Source organism: Rhizobium sp. Leaf321 (assembly GCF_001423215.1).
Lineage (GTDB): Bacteria > Pseudomonadota > Alphaproteobacteria > Rhizobiales > Rhizobiaceae > Neorhizobium > Neorhizobium soli.
The window spans coordinates 1,139-23,445 of the sequence record NZ_LMOF01000009.1 but is presented as its reverse complement, the minus strand read 5'-3'; the positions used below and the strand labels follow the sequence as shown (position 1 = coordinate 23,445).

21 protein-coding genes are annotated in these 22,307 nt (G+C 58.5%); 10 read left to right on the top strand and 11 right to left on the bottom strand.

What is annotated here, in order from left to right:
- Positions 1-115: 115 nt before the first annotated feature.
- The gene (locus tag ASF70_RS22885) at positions 116-700 is read right to left on the bottom strand and encodes a flavodoxin family protein (protein WP_062454702.1); all 585 of its coding nucleotides are present in this window, start codon (positions 698-700) and stop codon (positions 116-118) included.
- 116 nt (positions 701-816) lie between these two features.
- Positions 817-1,167, bottom strand: coding sequence for a DoxX family protein (locus ASF70_RS22880; protein ID WP_062454704.1), 351 nt, complete (start codon positions 1,165-1,167; stop codon positions 817-819).
- A 139-nt stretch (positions 1,168-1,306) separates the two neighbouring features.
- Between ASF70_RS22880 and ASF70_RS22875 the strand changes: the two genes are divergently transcribed.
- Positions 1,307-1,879, top strand: a complete 573-nt coding sequence (locus tag ASF70_RS22875) for a TetR/AcrR family transcriptional regulator (protein ID WP_062454706.1) — start codon at positions 1,307-1,309, stop codon at positions 1,877-1,879.
- 538 nt (positions 1,880-2,417) lie between these two features.
- Here the strand turns inward: ASF70_RS22875 and ASF70_RS22870 are convergent.
- From ASF70_RS22870 to ASF70_RS22860, 3 genes are all read right to left on the bottom strand, one after another.
- Positions 2,418-3,101 (bottom strand): EthD domain-containing protein, encoded by a 684-nt coding sequence (locus tag ASF70_RS22870; RefSeq protein WP_062583216.1) that lies wholly within the window; start codon positions 3,099-3,101, stop codon positions 2,418-2,420.
- Positions 3,102-3,288: 187 nt separating this feature from the next.
- Positions 3,289-4,068 (bottom strand): alpha/beta hydrolase, encoded by a 780-nt coding sequence (locus tag ASF70_RS22865; protein ID WP_062583213.1) that lies wholly within the window; start codon positions 4,066-4,068, stop codon positions 3,289-3,291.
- A gap of 339 nt (positions 4,069-4,407) precedes the next feature.
- Positions 4,408-4,800 carry a helix-turn-helix domain-containing protein gene (locus tag ASF70_RS22860; RefSeq protein WP_062454711.1) on the bottom strand — a complete coding sequence of 131 codons (393 nt, stop codon included), beginning with the start codon at positions 4,798-4,800 and terminating at the stop codon, positions 4,408-4,410.
- 425 nt (positions 4,801-5,225) lie between these two features.
- On the opposite strand from ASF70_RS22860, the gene ASF70_RS22855 reads away from it, so the two are divergent.
- Positions 5,226-5,954, top strand: a complete 729-nt coding sequence (locus tag ASF70_RS22855) for an SDR family oxidoreductase (protein ID WP_062583211.1) — start codon at positions 5,226-5,228, stop codon at positions 5,952-5,954.
- Between the two features lie 317 nt (positions 5,955-6,271).
- Here ASF70_RS22855 and ASF70_RS22850 read toward each other — a convergent pair whose 3' ends face one another.
- Positions 6,272-7,504, bottom strand: a complete 1,233-nt coding sequence (locus ASF70_RS22850) for a glycosyltransferase (protein WP_062583209.1) — start codon at positions 7,502-7,504, stop codon at positions 6,272-6,274.
- 68 nt (positions 7,505-7,572) lie between these two features.
- On the bottom strand, positions 7,573-8,127 hold the full coding sequence (locus ASF70_RS22845; protein WP_062583207.1) for a DUF2585 family protein: 555 nt from the start codon (positions 8,125-8,127) through the stop codon (positions 7,573-7,575).
- Positions 8,128-8,512: 385 nt separating this feature from the next.
- On the opposite strand from ASF70_RS22845, the gene ASF70_RS22840 reads away from it, so the two are divergent.
- Genes ASF70_RS22840 through ASF70_RS22825 form a run of 4 tightly spaced genes read left to right on the top strand, consistent with a single transcriptional unit; the run spans position 8,513 to position 11,971 of the window.
- Positions 8,513-9,457 (top strand): ABC transporter ATP-binding protein, encoded by a 945-nt coding sequence (locus ASF70_RS22840; RefSeq protein WP_062583204.1) that lies wholly within the window; start codon positions 8,513-8,515, stop codon positions 9,455-9,457.
- Positions 9,454-10,662, top strand: a complete 1,209-nt coding sequence (locus ASF70_RS22835; protein WP_062583203.1) for an ABC transporter permease — start codon at positions 9,454-9,456, stop codon at positions 10,660-10,662. The genes ASF70_RS22840 and ASF70_RS22835 overlap by 4 nt, the downstream gene beginning before the upstream one ends.
- 11 nt (positions 10,663-10,673) lie before the next feature.
- Entirely contained in the window at positions 10,674-11,435 is a 762-nt protein-coding gene (locus ASF70_RS22830) for a fatty acid desaturase (protein ID WP_062583351.1), read from the top strand.
- A 20-nt stretch (positions 11,436-11,455) separates the two neighbouring features.
- Complete coding sequence (locus ASF70_RS22825; protein ID WP_062583200.1) at positions 11,456-11,971, top strand: sterol desaturase family protein; 516 nt, start codon at positions 11,456-11,458, stop codon at positions 11,969-11,971.
- Here ASF70_RS22825 and ASF70_RS22820 read toward each other — a convergent pair whose 3' ends face one another.
- Genes ASF70_RS22820 through fni form a run of 4 tightly spaced genes read right to left on the bottom strand, consistent with a single transcriptional unit; the run spans position 11,972 to position 16,696 of the window.
- Positions 11,972-12,895 (bottom strand): phytoene/squalene synthase family protein, encoded by a 924-nt coding sequence (locus tag ASF70_RS22820; protein WP_062583198.1) that lies wholly within the window; start codon positions 12,893-12,895, stop codon positions 11,972-11,974. It abuts the gene before it with no gap.
- Entirely contained in the window at positions 12,892-14,385 is a 1,494-nt protein-coding gene (locus ASF70_RS22815) for a phytoene desaturase (RefSeq protein ID WP_062583196.1), read from the bottom strand. The genes ASF70_RS22820 and ASF70_RS22815 overlap by 4 nt, the downstream gene beginning before the upstream one ends.
- Entirely contained in the window at positions 14,382-15,668 is a 1,287-nt protein-coding gene (gene crtY, locus ASF70_RS22810; protein WP_200943580.1) for a lycopene beta-cyclase CrtY, read from the bottom strand. The genes ASF70_RS22815 and crtY overlap by 4 nt, the downstream gene beginning before the upstream one ends.
- On the bottom strand, positions 15,668-16,696 hold the full coding sequence (fni, locus tag ASF70_RS22805) for a type 2 isopentenyl-diphosphate Delta-isomerase (protein WP_062583191.1): 1,029 nt from the start codon (positions 16,694-16,696) through the stop codon (positions 15,668-15,670). The genes crtY and fni overlap by 1 nt, the downstream gene beginning before the upstream one ends.
- A gap of 91 nt (positions 16,697-16,787) precedes the next feature.
- Here fni and ASF70_RS22800 point away from each other — a divergent pair, with 91 nt between their 5' ends.
- The 4 genes from ASF70_RS22800 to ASF70_RS24465 form a co-directional block, all read left to right on the top strand.
- Positions 16,788-17,795 carry a polyprenyl synthetase family protein gene (locus ASF70_RS22800; protein WP_062583189.1) on the top strand — a complete coding sequence of 336 codons (1,008 nt, stop codon included), beginning with the start codon at positions 16,788-16,790 and terminating at the stop codon, positions 17,793-17,795.
- A 1,019-nt stretch (positions 17,796-18,814) separates the two neighbouring features.
- On the top strand, positions 18,815-20,422 hold the full coding sequence (locus ASF70_RS22795) for a hypothetical protein (protein WP_062583186.1): 1,608 nt from the start codon (positions 18,815-18,817) through the stop codon (positions 20,420-20,422).
- A gap of 676 nt (positions 20,423-21,098) precedes the next feature.
- Positions 21,099-21,698, top strand: coding sequence for an EAL domain-containing protein (locus tag ASF70_RS22790; RefSeq protein ID WP_348270998.1), 600 nt, complete (start codon positions 21,099-21,101; stop codon positions 21,696-21,698).
- Positions 21,699-22,082: 384 nt separating this feature from the next.
- Positions 22,083-22,307: hypothetical protein (locus ASF70_RS24465; protein ID WP_210166810.1), on the top strand; the 225-nt coding region annotated here is incomplete at its 3' end.

Here is a 22,307-nt window from a genome sequence, read left to right as displayed (position 1 = left end):
CTATTGGCCTGAGGCGGACATCTCGATAATTATTGAGTTCCCGCGCTCTATGCGCGGGAGGTAATTGTTTGAGTTACCTCATTGCCCCCATCTCAAGGTCGGCAAGCAATGCTTGTCATTCACCCGGCGTTGATTTGTACTGCCCAGCGACGCTCATAACCCGCGCGCCATAGAGACGCGCTGTTTCGAGATCGCCCGAAGACATTTCTTCGGGAGCCGCGTCGGCGTCCGACTGCGCCATCGGCCCGATATAGGATCCCATGCGGTTCAGGTCGTCGCGCTTGGACGCTTTCACGTTGGATGGCTTGATGCCCAGGCTCACCCACAGGCCACCATGCTGCCCGGAAAGAAGGACAAAATATTGCAGCGTGTTCAGCTTGTCGCCATTGAGGCTGGCGCTGTTGGTGAAGCCGCCAAAGACCTTGTCCTGCCACTTGGCGGAAAACCACGGCTTTGAGGATGCATCGGCAAATTTCTTGAACTGCCAGCTCGGTCCGCCCATGTAAGTCGGGGAGCCGAATATGATGGCGTCTGCGGCATCCAGCGCCGCCCATCCGTCGTCGGATAGATTACCCTCAGCGTCAATGGCAAGGAGCGTTGCACCAGCGCCTTCCGCGACGGCCTCTGCCATGCGTTGCGTATGGCCGTAGCCGGAATGGTAGACGATGACAGTTTTTGCGAAGGAATTCGAGGTCGTCATGGCTTGTTCCTTATGTCGTGATTTTACGCGTCGCCTATGGAGTCAGCGCGGTCTGGATTGTGTTGGTTGTGATGATGGAAGCGCGCGGTTTGCGGCCGCTGCTATTGGGGCTGCTGTTATGATGAGAACTGGACGGAAGCTGCGATGATGAGCAGCAGCAGGAAGACCGCTGGCGGCGGGATATGGCGGAAATCGCGGGCTCTCACGACAGCGAGGATCGCGGCGACCATGATACAGGCTCCGAGCGCCACGCCGATTGCGAAGGTTGGCCGCAAGATTAGCAAGACTGCCGTCAGGAATTCCAGGATTGCGGTGATCCAACACCACCACGATGGAAATCCGTAACGAACGAATTCGTCTCGGATAACCTTGCTGCCGGACGCGTTGATGGCGGCGCCGAGAAGGAATGCGGCGGCCGCCAGGAGCGTCGCAGCATTGCCGACTGACAGCGATATGAAGTTGAACATTGAACGATCCTAACGGTGACACCCGCCGACGTGACGATATCTCTAGCACCATAAATAAAACTAGCGTTGCTATATTGTCAACCGTTGCATCACATTATTACTGCCGCTATGGGACTTGGTAACGGGTGAAGGTGAAGGCATGGGCATCAGCGAACGCAAAGAGCGGGCAAAAGCGGAGCGAGAGCAGCGCATCATCGGCGCGGCCAGAATGCTTGCCGAAAAAGACGGCTGGGCCTCGGTGACAGTTCGTCGGCTTGCTCAGGAGATCGAATACAGCCAGCCCGTCCTCTACGCCCATTTCCAAAACCGCGACGCGATTGTCGGGGCGGTCGCACTGGAAGGATTTGGGGAGTTGGGACCGGTGCTGCGGGCATCGGTCCGTCGCGGCGCAAGTTCGGCGGAAGCAATGGAAGACGTTGCTATGGCCTACCTGGAATTCGCATTTGAGCGGCCAGCTTTGTACGAAGCGATGTTCGTCCTACCGAGCGGTCTGCGGTTTGCAAAGTCCGATACACCTCAATCCCTGCGCGATACGTTCGGGGCCATGATGGCGGTCGTTGAGCCATTTTGCGAAAACGCTGAAGTCGCGACCGAGGCCTTTTGGGCTACTCTCCATGGCCTAGCGGAACTTGAGCGGCACGGTCGGATCAGGGAGGCGTTCCGCAAAGACCGAGTGACTCATTTCATCGATATGCTATCGCGTAGGAGTTGACCTAGAAGCACGATCAAAGCAATGTCCCATTACGCCGCTAACTAAGCGCCTAGCTGCTGTGTGCAGAGGTGCGGCCACGCTTGGCGCGAGGCCGCACAACTTCAGTCTTTGTATGCTCCGCCAATCCCAGCGCGTCCCCTATGCCATCCCCAGAACTCGACCGTGTTGTCTTACGGTCAGGACCATTGATGTGAGGGCAGCATGAATGAGCCGCCACCATGAAAAACGAGCAGCATTTATAGAAATTCAGTAGCGCATCAGCGTCGAAGCCCTTGAGCCCTGCGAGGGCACCCGACCGGACCTTCTCGACCCAATCCGGATCGCTAATCAGAGCGCGGCCGACGGCGACCAGGTCGAACGCATTGCACTCAGCTCATCGTCGCGGCCCGAGAGACCCCGGCGGCAGACGGTCGCCCTGGTCGTGCACGGTTGGGGCCTCTCGTCGTCTTGGCTGCGCGTAGGCCACGTGGGCCGCCCGTCCTTCGCGCGGAGGGGTTTCAGCTGCGCCCAGGCCCTTCCGCAGAAAGGACGCCCCAGCTCAACGCACGAACCGCTCCGAGACCGCCAGCATGGTGACGGCGTGACCGGCCTGGGCGAGGAGCTCGTCGAAGGCGGCCCGATCGGCGTCCACGCCGTCCTGGAACGCCGTCAGTGTGGGCCACCACAACTGGCGGGCACCCAGGAACGGTGCGCCGTCGCTGTGCACCTCTGAGCTCGGCCGGTTCACCGCGTGACGCAGCGCGCCGATCCGCTGGCCGAGCTCGGCGTCATCAGCTCCCGCCCAGCCGGGATTGCCATCAAGGTGCACGAACTGCAGGAGATGGATGCTCGTCGGCCGCTCCAGCACGTCCCATTGCCGATCGACGGCAGATACAGCTCCGATTGGGGGCCGCGAGACGATGACATCCTCCACGGTGATGAAGAAGATGACATTCGGCAGGTCCTGGAACAACGGCTCGTCGGGGCGGATGTTGTCGACGAACAAGGGCTCGTCGACCAGTGCGGCGGCGTCTTTCGGGGAGTCGAACGAGGGCATGGCAACTCCGTCGTACTTGTCCTGACCTGGGCCGAGGCGGTCGGTGTCGAACTGGTGCCCCTGGACGTAGGTGAGCATCCCCGGAATCTGGCGGCCCATGGTGCCGTGCGGGTGGCGCCAATGGTCATGGAAGCGCTGGCGGTCGATGTCGGGGCGGCGGGGGAGGAGGGCAAAGAAGCGGATCACAGGAAACTCCTGATTTGGTTGAATTAATTGAATTCGTTGGATTAATTAGCTTGATTGACTTGTCACGGGTGCGAGCGTCCTCCTCCGTGGGAAGGACCCTCGGGGCGCGGCTTCTCAGTCAAGCTCAGTTATCTGCCTTCGAGACAGCACATAGGGGCCTCTATACGGCCGGATGGGAGCCGTTGCCCTATTTTACCGCGCTGGCTGCCTCAAGAATGACATCAGCCGTCTCCTGTGGGTGAGACATGTAGACCATGTGACTCGACTTCACTTCCGTCATCTTCGTGCCTGAGCGCTGATACATCCACTGCAGAAAGTCGGATGAGAGCACCTTGTCTTCGGTCGTCACGATGCCGAATGACGGCTTGTCATGCCATGCAGCATGCTGGAACGGGATCTGGAATGTATCCAGCCTCATCGGCTTGGACATCGCAGACATGAAATCGGTCACATCGCGTGGAAGGTCCGCACCGATCATCTCATGATAGCTCGCTGGATTTGGAACGAACCTCTTGTCGTCATCGAGCTTCTTCATGTCGATGCCCATGGGAAAGCGGCTGCTGATCTCAAGCAGAGTTTCGCCCTTGTCGGGCTGAAGGGCCGCAACGTATACCAGTGCCTTGACGTTGGGGGCTACACCGGCCTCGGTGATAACGGCGCCACCGTAGCTGTGGCCAACCAGAACCGTGGGGCCGCTTTGGGTAGCGACGGCCAGTTTCGTCACGGCGATATCATCTTCGAGGCTTGTATGCGGCAACTCGACAACAGTGACTGCCAACCCTTTCGCCCGTAGAATTTGGAAGACAGCCTTCCATCCCGAGCCGTCCGTGGTCCCACCATGCACCAGGACAACGTTGGTCGCACCGGCATTGACAGATCCAACAACTTTGGCAGTTCCATCGGATTTGGCAGGTCCCGAAATTGCTAGAGCCAACAGGGCGCCAGCCAGAAGTCTTTTCAACGTCATCCTATTTCCTTCGACTATATTTGATGCGCGTCGGGACGCTCGTTTGTTCCCGACATCATCTCATGATGATGAGGCATAGATACACGATGGATATCTGATATCAATTACGCACCTAGATTAGCCTAGATATGGACGAGTATACCGGGCCCGGAAGCCCTCGCATCGCGCGCTGGATCACGCGCAGGCCGCTTGCCAACCCTACTCGCCCCTTAGTCGCCATGCTGGCAAGGTCATCAACGCGCTTGGCATTGCATCCTGTGCCCTTCGATCAGGTCGGGATGCCGTGAGACGACGACGTCTATCCTCCGCATCGGGCCCCAGGCGACCGCGGCGACCTTGTCAGAGACGATCGACCCTCTCGTCATAGCGCCGCGTGGCCGCCTCGACTTGGTCGCCATTGGCCTCTGCCCAGTCACACAGTGCTTCAAATGGCTCCCGCAAGGAGTGGCCGAGGGGAGTGATTGCGTATTCCACGCCAATCGGCTGCGTTGGCAGTACGGTTCTGGTCACAAGGCCGTTCCGCTCAAGCCTCTTCAAAGCGTCGGCCAGAGCCTTGTGCGTGATCCCGTCAAGACGCCGCTTGAGATCGTTGAAGCGCGACGGTTTGGGACAGATCACCGTCAATATCATGATCGTCCATTTGTCAGCGATCTTGTCGAGTACCGGGCGAACCTGCGCCATGTCACCACAGGCACGCTGAGACAGTTCTTCAAGGTCGGTATACTGGTCCATATCTGAGCTAATCCGTGTGGTTAGTTGATATCAGGTATCCAGCGTATATCATGGCGAGATCACTCGGGGAAGGATTTACGATGGCTCGAATGAGTAACGAGGTGGCTGGTCGCCAACGTATTGGCCTGCCTGCTGCGGAGTGACTTTGTGCCGAGGGTGCACATGCCTTCATCACCAGTCGCAGAAGTGGAGATCCCGAAAAGGCCGCCAAAGGCATCGGCAATCGCGCGGTCGGTATCGCTCTCTTCGAGCGCAGCTACATAGGCGGACACTGTCGAAATGTGATCGGTGCACCAGCACTCTTGGCAGGTCTCTAATCCCGGCTGACACAGGTATACTCATCGATATCTACTCTATATAAAGTGCGTAATTGACCCTACATATCAGATATATATCTATCACCTGTCACTTTCAATGGAGCCAACATGACCAGATTAGACAACAAAATTGCCCTCGTTATCGGGGGACAAGGCGGCATCGGTGGAGCCGTTTCGCAGCGGTTTGCCCACGAGGGCGCGCAGGTTTATGCGACCAGCCGCAAGGGCACGGATGGCGTGTCAGAAGAAACAGGCACAGGCAGCATGCGCAGCATCCAGGCGGATGCGAGCAACACCGCCGACCTGACTCGTGTCTTCGAGCAGGTAAAGTCGGAACAGGGGCGCATCGACATTCTTGTCGTCAACGCAGGTCTTTCCGAATACGCACCCTTGGAAGACATATCCGAAGACCATTTCGATCGTGCATTCGGGCTTAACGTCCGCTCGCTCGTTTTCGCGGCACAAGGTGCTACTGACCTCATGCAACCCGGCGGTACGATCGTGTTGATCGGCTCCATCGCGGGCGACATCGGTACCAAAGGATATGGCGTCTACGGCGCCACAAAGGCCGCTGTCCGCTCCTTTACGCGCACCTGGGCCAACGAACTTGCTCTCAAAGGCATCCGTATCAACGTCGTCAGCCCCGGCCCGACCGATACGGCGATGATGGCCGGAGCCTCGCAAGAGATCCGGGATGCGCTTTCCGGCATGATCCCGCTGGGGCGCATGGGCCGGCCACACGAGGTCGCGGCCGCAGTCCTTTTCCTTGCCAGTGAAGAGAGTAGTTTTACGACCGGCGCAGAACTGGCCGTGGATGGTGGCATGGCTCAGGTCTGAACCTGACAGAAGGGGCTGCTGGCTGCGCGCGTCGCAACGTTGCGTGTGCGCGTGGCCGACAGTCGGACCCAGCGTATCCGCCGCAGGCAACCAGCAGGCATCGTAAACTCGACGGATGAGAGGCCCGCGAAAGATGCCTTCCGCAGATACCTCTTATGCTCAGGTAAAATGTCGTGTCGTGTAATTTGAAATAGGTTGGCGATCGGATCAGAATGTAGATGAAGTGCTGGCGTATCAGTATCTTCGCCTTGAAGGGATACGAACATGCGACCCAGCAGTAAGCGCCTTAGGTGTGCCAAGCAATGTTCACCAAGGGATCAGATGATGACAGCCTCGATAATACCAGCCGCCTTGCGCAGTCCGCCTGCTGCCGAGATCGTACGGCCGATCTTCCCTGCCCGCTTTTTGTAGCCTGTCTCGTGCAGCAGCGTCTCAATAGCTTGCTTCGTCTTGGCGGTCGTCAACAGGCGGGTCGACATTCGCGAGCCGACTCCATGATGGACGATCCGGGCGGAGACGCCGGGCTGATCGAACGCTATCGGGAGTGCAAGCAGGGGAGTGCCGAACTCGAGCGCGTCCATGACGGTGTTCATCCCGCAATGCGTGATACAAAGATCAGCACGGGCAAGCACGGCTCGCTGCGGCGCAAAGTCCACGACCCAGGTGGCGCCCAGGGCCTCTGCCTGTTCCCGGTCGAGCCCACCGCAATGGGCGACGAGCAACTGCACATCAAGCTGGCGGCAGGCTCGGGCGGCGGCAGCGAAAAGCGATGCGCGGTGCCCCTGCAGCGTGCCGAGAGACATGAAGACGAAGGGCTTTCCCGAGTCGACGTCGAACGGGATTTCCTCCTCGAGCTCCTCCTCTCGAAGCGGACCCACCATGTGCAACCGACTATTGGCTGAGGTGCGGGGAAAATCGAAGCCGACCGTCGTCTGGGCAATTGTCGCTACATCGGAAAGGCATGACTGAAGGTCGTGGAATGTCTCTCCAAGACCGAAGCGGCGTGACCATTTGCGGATGACCCGGTTCTGCTCCAGCAGGAGCAGCCGGGAGACGCGCTCCCCTCCCCTGTTTCGGCGGATCCCTTTTGGCGACGGATCATAGAGCCACGGCAAAAACGGGAGCGGGATGGTTTCATCGCGTTCGATCGGCAGTGCGCATGCGATCGATATGATGGGTACCCCGAGATGGCGAGCGAGCAGCCCAGCCGCCGGCTCCATCTGATCGCCAAGAACGGCATCTATGCCGAGTGCACGAAGATGTTCCGGAGCATGTTCACAGAGGGCGTCCGTCAGCATGGCCGTGTCGTGAACGGTTCTCAGAACGCCCAAAAGCCCGCTGGGTCGTGACGCCCTGTCGATGACGCGTTCCATCTGTCGCGCGTCGGTCCCCTCCACCGCGCAGACATCGAATCCTTCCGTCACATACCGCTCGGCTCCGGCATTCAGCACGAAGGTAACCCGGTGACCTCTGCGCACAAGCTCGGCTCCGACTGTCTCGAAGACGGCGATATGGCTCTTGAATGGGGGGCAGATAAGAGCGAGATGCAAAAGTCGGTTACCTTTCGGAGCGTGACGAGGGTGTCTTCAGGCACGTTGTCGAGGCGTTTTGCTGCATTTCACGCTATCGACGACGATACTATGCGCAAGACTCCTGCCACCACGCTATCGCCGATCCAGGTGAAGGTCAGGACCTCCAGCGCGAGGATTACCGATACGGTTACGGGTGTAGAGATGCGCGACGCAACTGCGAAGCCGATAAGAACGCTGAATGTGTCGGACAGCGAGTTGACGATACTGTCGCCGGAATAGGCGAGCTGGGTGCCCTCGGTGCCGAAAAGTCCGATGACGAAGGGCAGGTTCTCGCACATTTCCCACAACACGCTGCTCATCACGGCGTAGGCTGCCCGTCTGGCAAGATTGAAATGCGGTCGCACGGCCGTGAGCCACAGGAAGAGACCGCAGCCGAATGCGAAATGGAGGAGAGAATACGGGTCGAAGAACTGTTGCGAGTTCTGAGCCGGATCCATTCCCGCCCAGAGCCTGATCGACCCGCAGGCGCAGAACCAGTTTCGTCCGAGCGAAAGCAACCAGATAATCTGCGAGCATATGAGCAGGAAAGAGATCGTGAAATGGCGACTCGAGCGCGAGACAACATCGTTACTGATATGCATTCCACTTTCCTAATCCGCCACGGACCCACGCGATAACCGACAACCCGTTTCCTCTTCGAATGTCTCGCGCGACGACGCTCCCTTATCCAAACGCGTCGTTTCATACAGACGAAGAGATCTGATTTGTCGTCAGAACGTCGTCCGTCAACCGTACCGTGCTACGAAAGCCGTAACGATCATTGGCCATCTTAGGGATGCGATCAGTTCGGCATGACCCAAGCGCGAGCTCTCGATTTGAATCCGAACGAAACTACGTGGCCTCAAACTAGCCAGAGATGAAATGGTTCGCCTTATCTTGACCGTTGATGGCCGTTATCGATCCGATGCCGGGCTGTTAGATCTTGCTGCTCGTGTTAGACGGTAACGACGGAAGGAGTGCGATTTGATGGGAAGTCCTGCTGCTCTCGAGGTCCGTGATCTCAATGCCTGCTACGGCGATCGGGAAATCCTCCGTCGGATCAACATTCGCATCGAGCGAGGAGAGATATTCGGTCTGTTCGGCCAGAACGGCGCGGGCAAGACGACGCTGATACGTGCCATTTGCGGTCGGCTGAAGCCGCGTGCGGGAACGATCGCGATCGGCGGTCAGGCAATACGGGCTGGCGTCTCCCGGCAGATCGGACTTGTCCCGCAGGAAATCGCGCTCTATCCGCACCTGACGATCCTGGAAAACCTGCAGGTCTTCGGACGGCTGTCCGGTCTGAGTGCTGTCGCGACGAAAGACGCGATCGGCGAAGTCATCAAACACACAGCTTTGACGGATCGTCTTCATGAGCGGGTCGAAGTCCTGTCCGGGGGATGGAAGCGCCGCGTCAATATCGCCGCTTCAATCCTGCATCGCCCTGCTCTTCTCATCCTGGATGAGCCGATGGTCGGCGTCGATATCGAGGCTCGCATCACCTTGCAAAACGTCATTCTCAAGCTTCGCGACAGCGGCGTCGGGATCCTGCTGATCACCCACGATCTGCAGCAGGCAGAAACTCTCTGCACGCAGGTTGGCTTTCTGCACAAGGGCGTTATCGGTCCGCAGGGAGCTCCGCGCGCCCTCCTCGATCTGGCGTTTGACGGACAGCACGAGATCATCATCGAGACGCAACTGCCGGTCTCGGCGACGGATGCGGCAGTCTTGCGCGGGCGCGGATTTTCTGCCGTTGAGGGAGGCCAGTGCTGGAGCGTAATCAGCACCAAGCCGCTTCACGAGATCACCGAACATCTCGAACAATCCGGCATGGCGACGAAGGAGATCCGGTTCCGCAAGCCCGGCCTCGACAGCCTGTTCCTCCGCCTAGCAGACCAGCCAGGAACCGGGTTTGAGGGCCCTCGCCCATGATCCTTGCCATGCTTCGTGTGATGACGCTAGGGCTTTTGCGCGACCGGGGAGCGCTGGTTCTTGCATTCGTGCTGCCCCCGGCGATCTTCGTGATCTTCGCCTCCATATTTTCGGCAACGACGAGCGACAAGCTAGATCTGAAGGTTGCGGTCGCGCAGCTTTCATCCACCCAAGCGTCGCAGCGTCTGGAGAAGGCGCTCCGTCAGGAACGGACATTCGAGGTCATCGGCCCCGTGCGCTCAAACCGGGCTGAGGTCGAAACCCTTGTCAAACAAGGCGCTGCGGATGTCGGACTTGTCATCCGCGGGGAGATCGATGACACCGGGGCCGCACCTTTCGAAGTTCTGGTCGAACCGTCGAAGCTGATGGCCGGCAGTATCGTCTCCGGTCGTGTCCAGGAACTGGTGGCGCGTCAGCTACCCGATCTCCTCCTTTCGCGAACCGCCATCACGTTCCAGAGCGTTGTCGGCACATTCACGCCGGAGCAGTCCGCAAGGCTGGCAGCCGCGATCGAAGCCGGTGCGCGGGTAAGCGAGCCGCAGGCTGCCACCAACGCGCCCGGCCTTGTCGCGACGGCGTCCGTCGGTTCGTCCGATAGCTCCGGGGCAACGGTGACCTATTATGCGGGCGCCGTCGCCATTCTGTTTCTGCTGTTTGCGTCTCTGCAAAGTGCGGCGACCCTGATTGAGGAGCGAAACTCCGGTATTATCGATCGTATTGCGGTCGGCCCGGGCGGTAGCGCGGTGGTCGTGCTAGGCAAACTCCTGTTCCTGACGATCCAGGGCGTCATCCAGGTCGGCCTCATCTTCATCGTTGCGCAGCTGGTCTATGAGGTCGACGTGACCAGGCGGCTGGATCTGTGGCTGCTGATCACCGTTGCCGCGGCACTGGGTGCGTCCGGGCTGGCTCTGGCGGTTGCATCGGCGTGCACGACGAAACAGCAGGCGCAGACCGTTTCCACCTTCGTCGTGCTCATCTGTTCGGCCGTCGGCGGCTCCATGGTACCGCGCTTCATGATGCCCGAATTCCTGCAGTCGATCGGTCGCTTCACGCCAAACACTTGGGCTATCGAAGCCTATTACGGTGTGTTCTGGAGACACGAGACCTTGTCGGATGTCATTCCAGAGATAGTTTCACTCGTGGCAATGGCTGTGGTCGGCACGGCTTCCGCTCTGATCGTTTCGCGACGAAGGCTGAGGTTCTGATGGATGGAGCGATGAGGACCAACGAGAGATCAAGACGCGGCGACCGACGGGACGTCGCGACAGGACTGTTGCTGGCAGGCCTCATCGTCGCCGCTTGGATGACGATCCATGTCACTGCGATCTTCCTGATCGACTGGACGGTGCCCGGCCGCATCTTCGCTGCACCTTTTGTGATCGCCGTCCAATGCTGGCTGAGCGTCGGCCTTTTCATCGTTGCGCACGACACGATGCATGGCTCGATGTTCCCGCAATATCCGGCCATCAACCGCGCAATCGGTCGCTTCTGCGTCTTCATCTACGCGGGATTTTCATACGAAAAGCTGCACGAAAACCATCACGCCCACCACCGCCACGCAGGCACGGCAGACGATCCCGATTTCGACACCGAACACTCGGCGCAATTCTGGCCGTGGTACCTCAAGTTCTTCCAGTATTATTTCGGTTGGCGTGAGTTCGCGACACTGACGGTTGCCGTGGTCCTCTACCTCGTAATCCTGCAGGAACGCTTCCCGACGATGTTGATTTTCTGGGCGCTGCCTGCCATCCTGTCGTCAGTCCAGCTCTTCTATTTCGGTACGTATCGGCCTCACCGCGTCGACGACATCCCATTTGCGGACAAGCATCGTGCGAGAAGCAACGAATTTTCGCCGCTTCTGTCGCTTTTGACCTGCTTCCACTTTGGCTATCATCATGAACATCATGATGCGCCCTGGGTGCCATGGTGGAAGCTGCCGGCCCATCGCGCGCTCGTAACGCAGCATGAGCAGGACTGAGGTCGCTTTTGGAGAATCTTATGAACTATCTGGTCCCGGCCGCGCTGGTCATCGGAACCGTCGTCTTCATGGAATGGTTTGCCGCATGGTCACATAAGCACATCATGCACGGCTGGGGATGGCGGTGGCACAAGTCCCACCACGAGCCCCATGACCACACGTTGGAAAAGAACGATCTCTACGCCGTCATTTTTGCCGTCATCTCGGTCGCCATGTTCTTCATCGGCAACTGGTACTGGCCGCTATGGTGGATCGCGGTCGGCGTTTCCGTCTACGGCGTTCTGTATTTCTTCATGCATGACGGTTTGGTTCATCAGCGCTGGCCGTTTCGCTACATTCCGCGCAAGGGTTACCTGAAGCGCGTCTATCAGGCGCACCGGCTTCATCATGCGGTCGAAGGTCGCGATGGTTGCGTATCCTTCGGCTTCGTCTACGCGAAGACCGCGGACAAGCTCGTCAAGGAGTTGCAGGAAAACAAGCAGGAGTTAAGCCCGCCACCGGCCGGAGGTGAGGACAAGCGCGACGTCCGGGCATAATCACGGACGTTGCCAGAGCCCCTGCCGGGGAACCTCCTGCATACGAAGGCGCGAGCGCGCCACGTCTCCAAGCGCGACGCTCAACAGCGCGGCCTTCTCGGCCTTCGTCGTCGAGACGCGTTTGTCCCAGGCTTTCGGACCTGCTGTCCGGAGCTTGGTGCCGATCGCCCGGTAGACGCGACGCGCGGTCGCGATTGCCCAAGCCGAGCGCGGCGGAAGTGAAGCCAGTCCCTGATAGGCCGACTGGTAGTAGGCTTCCGCAAGGTCGAGAAGTTCGACGGCTGCCGCATGGAGATGTGCGCGTTGCGCGCTATCGTCAAGATCGATCTCGCTGATGCCGTGCCGGGCAAGTACATCCGCCGGCACATAGCACCGCCCCGCCCGCGCATCCTCCACCACGTCGCGGGCGATATTGGTCAGCTGAAACGCGATGCCGAGGTCGCAGGCTCTATCGAGCACACGGGGGTCGCGAACCCCCATGATCATCGCCATCATCACGCCGACGACCCCTGCCACATGGTAGCAATAGTCGAGCGTGTCTTCGATCGTGGCGTAGCTGCGGTCCACCACGTCCATCTCGAAACCGGTAAGCAGCTCTTCGGGATGGCGGGCCGGAATCTGGTGGCGATCAACCACCCGACGGAGAGCCTCGAAGACCGGCTCATTCGTCTGACCGCCGCGCAAAGCTGCCGCGGTCTGCTGCCGCAGAAGCCCTAGCCGATTCTGCTGGCCGTCGCGGAAGTCGTCGGCTTGGTCATGCCCCAACGTCTGCCCGTCAATCACATCGTCACAGTAGCGGCACCACGCATATAGCATCACCGCATCGTCACGCGTCCTGCGATCGAACAGCCGCGCGGCTGTGGCGAAACTCTGCGATCCTTGGGCAATGGATTGCTCGCTGCTTGTGATAACGGCATCGCTCACTTTAGCGCATCCTCGATCATCAATCCGGCAGTTGCCTTCGCGGATCCGACCACGCCCGGAATGCCAGCGCCGGGGTGTGTGCCCGCTCCGACCACGTAAAGGTTGGAGAAACTGTCGTCGCGGTTATGAGGCCTGAACCAGGCACTTTGCGTCAGGATGGGTTCGACGGAGAAGGCCGATCCGTGATGGGCGTTGAGCTCGTCGCGGAAATCGAAGGGTGTGAAGTGCCGGACGGTCACCAGGTCTTTGAGGAGATTGGGAATATAGCGGTCGTTCAGATACTGGAGGATCCGGTCGCGATATTTCGGACCCTCGACGCTCCAGTCGATATCAGCGGTGCCGAGATGCGGCACGGGCGACAGCACGTAATAAGCGCTCGATCCCGGAGGAGCGAGACTGTCATCGGTCACGGAAGGCGAGTGCAGGTAGAGCGAAAAGTCTTCTGCCAGGCTGTCCGTTGCGAAGATTTCCGAGATGAGTTCTTTGTACCTGTTACCGAACAGGACCATGTGATGCTTGAGTTCGGGATGCTCGGTCTTCAGGCCGAAGTAGACGACGAAAAGCGACATGGAGTAGCTTTTCTTCTCCAGCGCGCGACCGTTTGCCCGGCCACGGTTCGTATCGCGAAGCATATGCTTGTAGGTGTGCACGACATCGGCATTCGACGCGATCTGGTCGAAGCTCCGGCTGGTGCCATCCTTCAAGGTGACGCCGGAGACCTTGTTGTCCCGAGCCTCGATGCGGTCGATTTCGGCATTGAGCTGGATCGTCCCGCCAAGCCTTTCGAAGTGCTTGACCATGCCGGCAATCAGCGCGCCGGTTCCGCCCTTGGCAAACCACACACCGCCCTTGCGTTCGAGCGCATGGATGAGGCCGTAGATCGAAGAGGTGCGGAAGGGATTGCCGCCAACCAGCAGGGAGTGGAAGCTGAAGGCCTGGCGCAGTTGATCGTCCTTGATGAACTGGCTGACCTTGGAATAGACGCTGCGATGGCTTTCCAGCCGTATCAGTTGCGGCGCAACCTTCGCCATCGACCAGAAGTTCAAAAACGGCACCGTTCCGAGCTTTTCGTAGCCCTCCCGGTAGAGGTCTTCGGAATAGGCAAGGAAGCGCCGGTAACCCTCGACATCCTCAGGCGATTTCGCAGCGATCTGCCGATCGATCTCCACCTGATCGTCGGCATAGTCGAAGCGGTAGCCGTCTTCCCAGCACAATTGGTAAAATGGCGACACCGGAAGAAGGGTCACATCGTCGGATAGCCGCCGTCCGGAAAGGGCCCACAGCTGTTCGAGACAGTCCGGATCCGTGATGACGGTCGGGCCTGCATCGAAGGTGAAGCCGTCATCGGTGTAGACATAGGCGCGGCCACCCGGCTTGTCGCGCTTCTCATAGACGACCGTCTGGATGCCGGCGCTCTGAAGCCGGATGGCGAGCGCGAGCCCGCCGAAGCCTGCACCGATCACCGCTGCTGTTTTCTTGCTTCCACTCATGAGGATCCGTTCTCGAACAACTTGGCCTCGCTCAAACAGGCGAGCGCCCTATGGATGGGGACCGGAGGCTTTCCGGTAAGAATGCGCAGAATATCGGTCATCGTTGTCCGTCCGGCATAAAACCGTTCGATCAGTGGCGTCGGTAGCTTGTAGAAACGTTCGAGCACGAGATGGCGCCGATCAGGCTCCGCGGCAAGGAACAGCATTCTGTTCAGCAGGCGGTAGAAACCCTGCTTCTTGTGTTGGCGGGCGGCATGTCCGCGGATCGCACGGGGCAGAGCGGCGCTGCCGATGGGCCAGTTCTCGCCGATCAGATCAGCGACGTGGACCGCATCCGGCAAGCTGTAACCAGTGGTCGGATGGAACAGGCCGGCGCGTAGACCAGCATGGGGGATATCCGCCGGCAATTCTGACCAGAAGCGCTCGAAATCATGCGCAAGCACGATCGGCAGAACGCCATTCTCGCGGCGGACGACCTGCGTGATATCCCAACCCTGGCGGGTGGCATAGGTGTGGATATCCTCTGATATCACCGCATCGTTGAGATCGGCGCCTTCCGAGTAGCGTGTGTCTTCGATCAGCACGCGCGTCGGCGACATTGGAAGCAGGTAGACGAATCGGTAGCCGTCGAGCTGGTCGACCGTTGCGTCCATGATGACCGGATGCGGCAAGCCGTGAGGCTCCGAAAGCTCCACTTCGAGGCCGACGAACTTCTGGTAGCCGAGCACCATCGACGCGCTTGGTCGATAGCCACGGCAATCGATGACACATGACGCGGCCTGCGTACTGCCATTGGCGAACGTGACCTGCGCAGCCGAAAGCGCAGTAACCTCGGTGTTCTTACTGAGCGACACATTTGGCAGACGTTCGATGGCTTCGCTGACGGACGTAGATGTAAGTGAAGCATACCCGGACGGCAGGTGGCGCTCATAGCTGCCGAACCGCACCGACTGTCCGTCCCATTCATGGGCGATCAGGGGCGCTATCCAGGCAAGGCTGGAGGGTTGCAGATCCGCTTTGTGGAAGGACCAGGTATGCTCGCCGAAGGGCGTGTCCGTGGCTTCGAGAATGACGATCGGTGGCGCATCACGGACAGTCGAGAGCCGTTGCGCGATGACTGCGCTGGCAAGACCTGCCCCGACGAGCACGATGGGCAGCGACAGATCGTGCGACCCGCTCTCCATCCGCTCGCTATTGCCGGCACGAGCGAGGTCGCGCCCCGCAGTGGCGGCGGTTTCAGTCTTCGCTGGCGTTGTCGCTCCAGATGCTACAGGATGGACCATCAGGGGTAGGATGTAGCTTCAAGCCTCGCGATCCTGAGATCTGCGAGAGTGGACGAGCCTGTACAGAAACACGCGACCCTCAGCTGCGCCGACATGACCTCGAAGTGATCTGCGACTGCCTCGGGTGACGAAGTTGCCGAACGAAGCACCGACGCGGCCTGGCCGACGATATTTGCTCCCATCCGGATGGCCTTCGCCGCGTCGACGCCGTTGCGCACGCCGCCTGAACCGATGATAAAGATGTCCGGGAGGGACTTCCGGATCGCCGAAATCGCATATGCCGTCGGCTGTCCCCAGTCGACGAAAGCCGATGCGATGGCGGCCTCGGAAGCGGTCGTCGCACGCTGTGCTTCGACAGCTGCCCAGCTCGTACCCCCCGCTCCCGCAACGTCGATGATGCCGACTCCGAGCGATGCCAGTTTCCGAGCAACCATCGGCGAGACGGCCGAGCCGACTTCCTTGACGACCAAGGGCACGTGCAGCGATTGGCTAAGCAAACCGATCTTCTCCGTCAACCCGCGCCAGTTGCGATCGCCCTCCGGCTGGACTGCTTCCTGCAACGGGTTCAGGTGAATGATCAGCGCGTCCGCATCGATCATCTCGATCGCCCGGCGCGCCTGATCGATGCCGTAGCCGGTGTTGAGCTGCGCTGCGCCGATATTCGCCAGAATCGGGACGGAGGGCGCCAGGCGACGCAACTCGCGATTCATCCCCCAGTCCGAATTCGTCTCGATAGCTACGCGCTGCGATCCAACCGCGAAAGCGATCCCAGCGGCTTCGCAGGCGATAGCGATATTGTGATTGATTTCCTGAGCCTGTTGTGCACCACCGGTCATCGAGCTGACGAGAAATGGACCCGAGAGTTTCCTCCCTAGAAATTCCGTCGTCAAATCAATAGCTGACATATCAATTTCAGGTAGTGCAACATGCTCGAAGCGAACCCTTTCGAATCCTGTTCCAACACCTGTCGAAGAACCATGCCCGCTAAGAACTATATCTAAATGCTGTTTTTTTCGTTCCGCGAGCATAGGGGCCTTTCATCCAGCGGTGTGTGCTACAGATATGTTCGAGCAACCGGTAAGCCGGAACTGAAAACGTTATATAGGGTAGGCTTGCTGAATGTCCGGCACACAGGCTCAAAAATCGACAACTTTTGATGCGGCTAGCAAGCAGACGATAGACACGCAGTGGCTGCAGGCTTTTGTCGGCGATGAGCTTCTCGGAAAGACGATCAGCGAGCTGCGATCGAGAATCGAGAACAGGCTGCAATCTCTCCTCGAAACCGAAGAATACGCGCCGCCGAACCTGCTATCCGCTATGAGCCACGCGCTGCTCGGCGGCGGGAAACGGTTCAGGCCGCTGATCTTCGTGATGACAGTCAATCGTGATGAATGCCTGGATGCCGCAATCGACATCGGCTGCGCGGTTGAAATGGTGCACACCGCATCCTTGATCCTCGACGACCTGCCCTGCATGGACGACGCGGAGCTCAGGAGACAGAAACCCACAACCCACAAAGCATTCGGTCAGGCGACAGCTATTCTCGCGGCCATATCGCTGTTGACGCTGGGCATCCGTATTCTTTCGACTGTCGAAGGCGTGCCGGATCATGTCCGCGTGCGGATGGCGGCGGTGCTGAGCCATGCTGTTGGGCACACAGGTCTTGCGGCGGGCCAAGAAATCGATCTAAGGGGTGTAAGCGGTACTTCGCTGGACGTCGAGCAGAAGAACTGGTTGAAGACCGGAAAGCTCTTCGCAGCTATGGCGGATATGGCCTCGGTCCTTTCGCAACGGCCCGTCCAGGAGGAGACGGCGCTGACGGAATTCGCCTTCCACGTTGGCTCTGCCTTTCAGGCGCTAGATGACCTGATGGACGCGATCGCTGGAACAAGCTTTCTTGGCAAAGACAGTGGCAAGGACACGGACCGCGATACCTTGGTGAACGAGAAAGGAGAGGCTGCCACACGGCGATCCTACATCGACCACCTTCAAGCAGCGAACCTTGCTCTGTCTCACTGCGGCGTCGAGGTGGAGCCGATAAGATTCATGTTACGCTCTATCCACTGGCTTGTGCCGAATGAAGCTAAGGCTCGCGCCGGTATCGAGCCAGTGGTGCATGGCGATTGAGCGGTGACACCAATCTTTCGACGAGAACTAAGCTGCGACCACTTGATATGAAGTCCCGAAAACTATGCCAGAACGTGGACTGGTCATCGCTACGATGGCTAGCAGCTCAGTGGGCGCAGAGCCAAACCAATCTTGCGACCTATGCAAGCATCACAAGGGATCCTGCGACAATGACGCAGCACATGGAGGCTGTCCATAAGACTGCCGCCACAAGAATGTCCCCAAAATTGTGAATGCCTGAAATCAGCTCCTTCCCTGTCATTTTGTCTGCATGGTAGATGGAAGAACGACACCGGCGACGTTGTACTTTATCCTCGCCTACTGCGCCGTCGTTGATTGAACACATAGATCGCTCCATACCTTTCGTTGGATGATTTCTCCAACACTCAGAGTGATTGATGCGTGTGATCACCTGGTGCAATCTTGCCCAAACTTCTTGCCGCGATGCAGGTTCCGACAGATTTCCTCAGCGTAACGTAGACAACCCTCAAAACCCGTAAGCGCGAGATCGATCTGACGCCGCTCGTTGTAGTGCTCATCCCTTCAGAGATAACCTGCAGCTGAAAGGTGCCATCGAACATTGTCGAGGAATAGCCCGCCTGTTGCTTGGTAATCACGAAGTCGAACGGCACTCATGCGCTCTCAACGCTCGGGGCAACGGGATGGAGTTTGTGGAGATCGCGCGCTTGTAATGTCCGCGCAGCCGACGCAAGGCAGCAGGGCCGTCCAGATATGATCCCACTTTCATCGGAGAGGATCCGAGGCGCTCATTCTCGGCTTCGTCAGACGGCGGTCTGAACAGTCGAGCTCAGCACCTTCAATGCATTGTCGAAGGTCCGCGGCGTGCCACGAGCTCCGCCACCTAAGCTGCTATTCTTACGCGATCCTCGCAGTTGCGCTTTTTTGCCAAGCCGCACGGTGGTTCAAATCAATGCCGTTACTGGTCAATTGCTGATTGGCCACTAGATCAGAAGACATAGACGTCATTCGTTCAGGCGTATCTGGCGGGGAGAAAAATCATGCTGCGTTCAAGCCTCTTATCGGCTACATCGATCCTTGTCGCATTTGGCAGCTCATGCGCCAATGCGCAAACATCCGGTAAGCCAATCGTCAACAGGGATACTCCGACACCCGAATGTAGCGCTCGGGTGAACGTCGACCGCAACGGCGAGCTTCCAGGCTATGTAGCTGACTGGGACGGGAAAAAAGTATGCGTTCCCTTCACGCCCACAAACCAGCTTCTACCGCTCGGCGTCTCGCCTGACGATTTCTATATCAAAGATTTCTCTGACGCTCGCGTTCGCGAAAAGTGGGTGGCCTGCAAAACCGATCCGGCCTGTGCCGAAAAGACGCTTGCCGCAGCGAAAGGTTTTGCCAAGTTCGAGCCACGCGATACGGGAAAGGTCGATAAGAAAGGCGCGATTGACTTCGACGGCATGGTAGATCTTGCGAGTGTTCGTCGACCGTCCTATTTCGGACAAGCACCTTACAGCGAAGCCATCGTCCATGCGGACAAGCGAACAAGCATTGTCGAATTCACTGTGCCGCGCGATAGCTATGAACAACGACATCTAAAGCTCACTGGCGACATCAAGCTGCGTGGCTGGTATATCAGGGCTGACGGCGTGACCGCCGATGATGGCCAGAAGATCCGCGGCCTTGTTATCATGAACAATGGCGGCGGCAGCGAATTTACCGCGATCGACAATACGAAGACCGCGCCATTTACCGTCGACGTGACAACCGGAGACTACAGCCCTGCCAAGAGCGACGAGCTAACCGAGGAGCCGGGCATTCGTCATTGGCGCAGCTTTCTATCAGATTTGAACATCGCAGGTTTTGACGTTCTCATCACCGATCGCCGCGGAAACGGGATATCTGGTGGTCGAAACGGTTTCAACACCGCCGAGCAGGCCAACGACATGTTCCGAGAACTGGAGCAGCTCGAAACCGGCGCTGGTTTGCGGGTGCTTGGGCCAGATGGCAAGCTCTCACAAGGCGGCGAAGCGGCGAAGATTTTGCGTGATGGCGCATCTTTTCGCGAAATACCCGTTGTTGTTGGCGGCTACTCGCGCGGCTCCTACGCCGCTCAGTGGTTCATGCACAAGAATTTTGTCGAAAATTGCAACTATGACGTCGCGGAACCCAACTGCACCAAGCCTGTCGGCCTTTCCAACGTGAAGGGTGCCATCCTCTACGGCCCCAATTCGGCAGGTCTAGGCTTTCGCTTAGCCGGGCATGATGCCGTCGAAGGCGCGCTCCGCGTTGACTTCAACACCACCTACTATGTCGACTCGGTGGTGCCGGCGAACGTGGACAAATGGCCGGGGCTGCAGATTATCAAAGGCACTTGGGACTACGTCGAGGGCCTGGAAGGATCGCTCGACACCTATAAGCGTGCCAAGGGACTAAAAGATATCAGCGTTTTTCTTGGGCCCCATATCCTGCAAACGCAGAATCCGGAAAACATGAAGTTCGCAGGACAAAGGATGGTAGCCTTCGCAACTGCCGCAGTGCTCGGGAAGAAGGAAGTCGAAGGAGCAAAAAACCCGAAGGACCTCAGGGACTTGGTGACCTCTGTCCCCCATGTTTGGGAGCTCTCAACAGCGCTCTCTGCCGAGAAGTGATGAAATCGGAAGATGGTGACAGCACTTACTAAATGCGAAGTTAACTTCCTTTTTCGACTCAATGTTAAAACCTTTTGGCGACCTGTCGCCTACTTGACGCGGCCTTTTACCGCTCCGACATAGCGATATCGGACTTGTCTCATGGTTTAAAGTTTCTACTACTCACCACTGTTTTTTCGGTTCGGACAGGGAAGGAGATCTTTGGCTCGCCTTGATGGGAATAGAACCTACGACCGGTCATCGGAAATCAAATTGCTAAGATTTCTAGCTATTTGGAGATGAAAATGAGGCCCGGAGCCTGTGGAAGGGAAGGGACTACCGACGCCGAGCCTCTACCGTGGATGCATTGAGGGGAACGCCACGGTGACAGAACCGTACCGGGCGCCGGCTTACTATGCCATAGGCTAGATTTAGCCCCACCATAGAGGTCTACTAAGCGGCTTTTTTCAAACCAGGTCTTTGAACTGGAGAGCAGGTTGCGATTTGATGTCTAAGGCGCAGCTATACAAACGACTCAAGACCGACGATGTCGAAGGGCGAGACAGCCGCGTACGAAGAGACGGCCGCAGCGCTGGCTAATCTATGACATGTGTGCGGAAGCCACCGAGCTGGCATCGGGGAAACGAAAGTTTAATCGATGAGCCTTAAGTCTGATGCAAACGGAGATTTTTCCACAATGACGACGAGTTGCCAAGGCTGCCGCGACGGCGCAGCATTCGAACTACCGTTCTCGATGGCATTCCAGCCGATCGTCGACATCGCAACAGGCAAGGTTTTCGCCCACGAGGCGCTTGTGCGCGGTCCAAGTGGAGAAGGTGCCGGGTCTGTCCTGTCGCAGGTGCAGGCCGACAACCGCTACGCGTTCGATCAGCAGTGCCGGGTCAAGGCGATCGAACTTGCCGCGCAGCTCTACGACCCCACTGACGACGTGAAACTGTCGATTAACTTCATGCCGAATGCCGTCTACGAACCGCGGGCGTGTATCCGCCTGACGCTTGCCACAGCCATGAAGACGGGTTTTCCGCTTGATCGTATCATCTTCGAGTTCACTGAGAACGAGGAGTTGGATACCAAGCACGTCCTTCACATCCTGCGGACATACCGGGATATGGGCTTCAAGACTGCGATCGACGACTTCGGTTCAGGCCACTCCGGTCTCGGCCTCCTCAGTCATTTCCAGCCCGATATCGTCAAGCTGGATATGGACATGATCAGAGGGATCGACACTGATCCGGTCCGGCTCACCATCGTCAAGCACACGTTGCGGATGCTCTAAGAACTCAACATCGTGCCGCTCTGCGAAGGCGTTGAAACCGTCGGCGAGATGTCGGCCCTGCGGGATTTGGGCGTGTCCCTCATCCAGGGCTACCTGCTCGCCAAGCCAAGCTTCGAACACCTCGCCATCCCCGCTTCCGCGAAGGCGATGCTCGCCGTCGCGGCCTAACGGTCGGGCGACAACGAAAAGCGCACCGGTTCACGGGTTACGCCTTGAATAGTAGCGGTCCGATCTGTTCCGGAGACTCACTCCCTCGTAACCGAACGAATTTTCGGTGAACTGGGGGCACGACGTTTGGAACGTGGACATGGGCCGCGCATATCTCGTACTCTGCCTGGACCCGTTGCTGAGCGGCGAGCATAAACGGAGGCCGCGATACGATTCTTGAACCGCCTCTTGCGCCGCACGCAGATCGCACTGGTGCCGCTGACGTCCTGGCCCGACGGCCCCGCGCCGGCGGAGGTTCCATTACTTGCCGATGGCACGAGCCCGATCCTACGCGTTGCAGACCATTGGCGCTTACCCCGTCACGAAACGCGCACGGAGGTCTTGGCGCGCTGCGGCGTTCTGCCCGATCCGATCTACAAATGGCCAGCGCTCGTCCTGACT

Bases quoted from the DNA above. Each gene is read 5' to 3' on its own strand.
- ASF70_RS22885 (WP_062454702.1), bottom strand. From the start codon at position 700: ATGACGACCTCGAATTCCTTCGCAAAAACTGTCATCGTCTACCATTCC.
- ASF70_RS22880 (WP_062454704.1), bottom strand. From the start codon at position 1,167: ATGTTCAACTTCATATCGCTGTCAGTCGGCAATGCTGCGACGCTCCTG.
- ASF70_RS22875 (WP_062454706.1), top strand. From the start codon at position 1,307: ATGGGCATCAGCGAACGCAAAGAGCGGGCAAAAGCGGAGCGAGAGCAG.
- ASF70_RS22865 (WP_062583213.1), bottom strand. From the start codon at position 4,068: ATGACGTTGAAAAGACTTCTGGCTGGCGCCCTGTTGGCTCTAGCAATT.
- ASF70_RS22860 (WP_062454711.1), bottom strand. From the start codon at position 4,800: ATGGACCAGTATACCGACCTTGAAGAACTGTCTCAGCGTGCCTGTGGT.
- ASF70_RS22855 (WP_062583211.1), top strand. From the start codon at position 5,226: ATGACCAGATTAGACAACAAAATTGCCCTCGTTATCGGGGGACAAGGC.
- ASF70_RS22845 (WP_062583207.1), bottom strand. From the start codon at position 8,127: ATGCATATCAGTAACGATGTTGTCTCGCGCTCGAGTCGCCATTTCACG.
- ASF70_RS22840 (WP_062583204.1), top strand. From the start codon at position 8,513: ATGGGAAGTCCTGCTGCTCTCGAGGTCCGTGATCTCAATGCCTGCTAC.
- ASF70_RS22835 (WP_062583203.1), top strand. From the start codon at position 9,454: ATGATCCTTGCCATGCTTCGTGTGATGACGCTAGGGCTTTTGCGCGAC.
- ASF70_RS22830 (WP_062583351.1), top strand. From the start codon at position 10,674: ATGAGGACCAACGAGAGATCAAGACGCGGCGACCGACGGGACGTCGCG.
- ASF70_RS22825 (WP_062583200.1), top strand. From the start codon at position 11,456: ATGAACTATCTGGTCCCGGCCGCGCTGGTCATCGGAACCGTCGTCTTC.
- ASF70_RS22815 (WP_062583196.1), bottom strand. From the start codon at position 14,385: ATGAGTGGAAGCAAGAAAACAGCAGCGGTGATCGGTGCAGGCTTCGGC.
- crtY (WP_200943580.1), bottom strand. From the start codon at position 15,668: ATGGTCCATCCTGTAGCATCTGGAGCGACAACGCCAGCGAAGACTGAA.
- fni (WP_062583191.1), bottom strand. From the start codon at position 16,696: ATGCTCGCGGAACGAAAAAAACAGCATTTAGATATAGTTCTTAGCGGG.
- ASF70_RS22800 (WP_062583189.1), top strand. From the start codon at position 16,788: ATGTCCGGCACACAGGCTCAAAAATCGACAACTTTTGATGCGGCTAGC.
- ASF70_RS22795 (WP_062583186.1), top strand. From the start codon at position 18,815: ATGCTGCGTTCAAGCCTCTTATCGGCTACATCGATCCTTGTCGCATTT.
- ASF70_RS22790 (WP_348270998.1), top strand. From the start codon at position 21,099: ATGACGACGAGTTGCCAAGGCTGCCGCGACGGCGCAGCATTCGAACTA.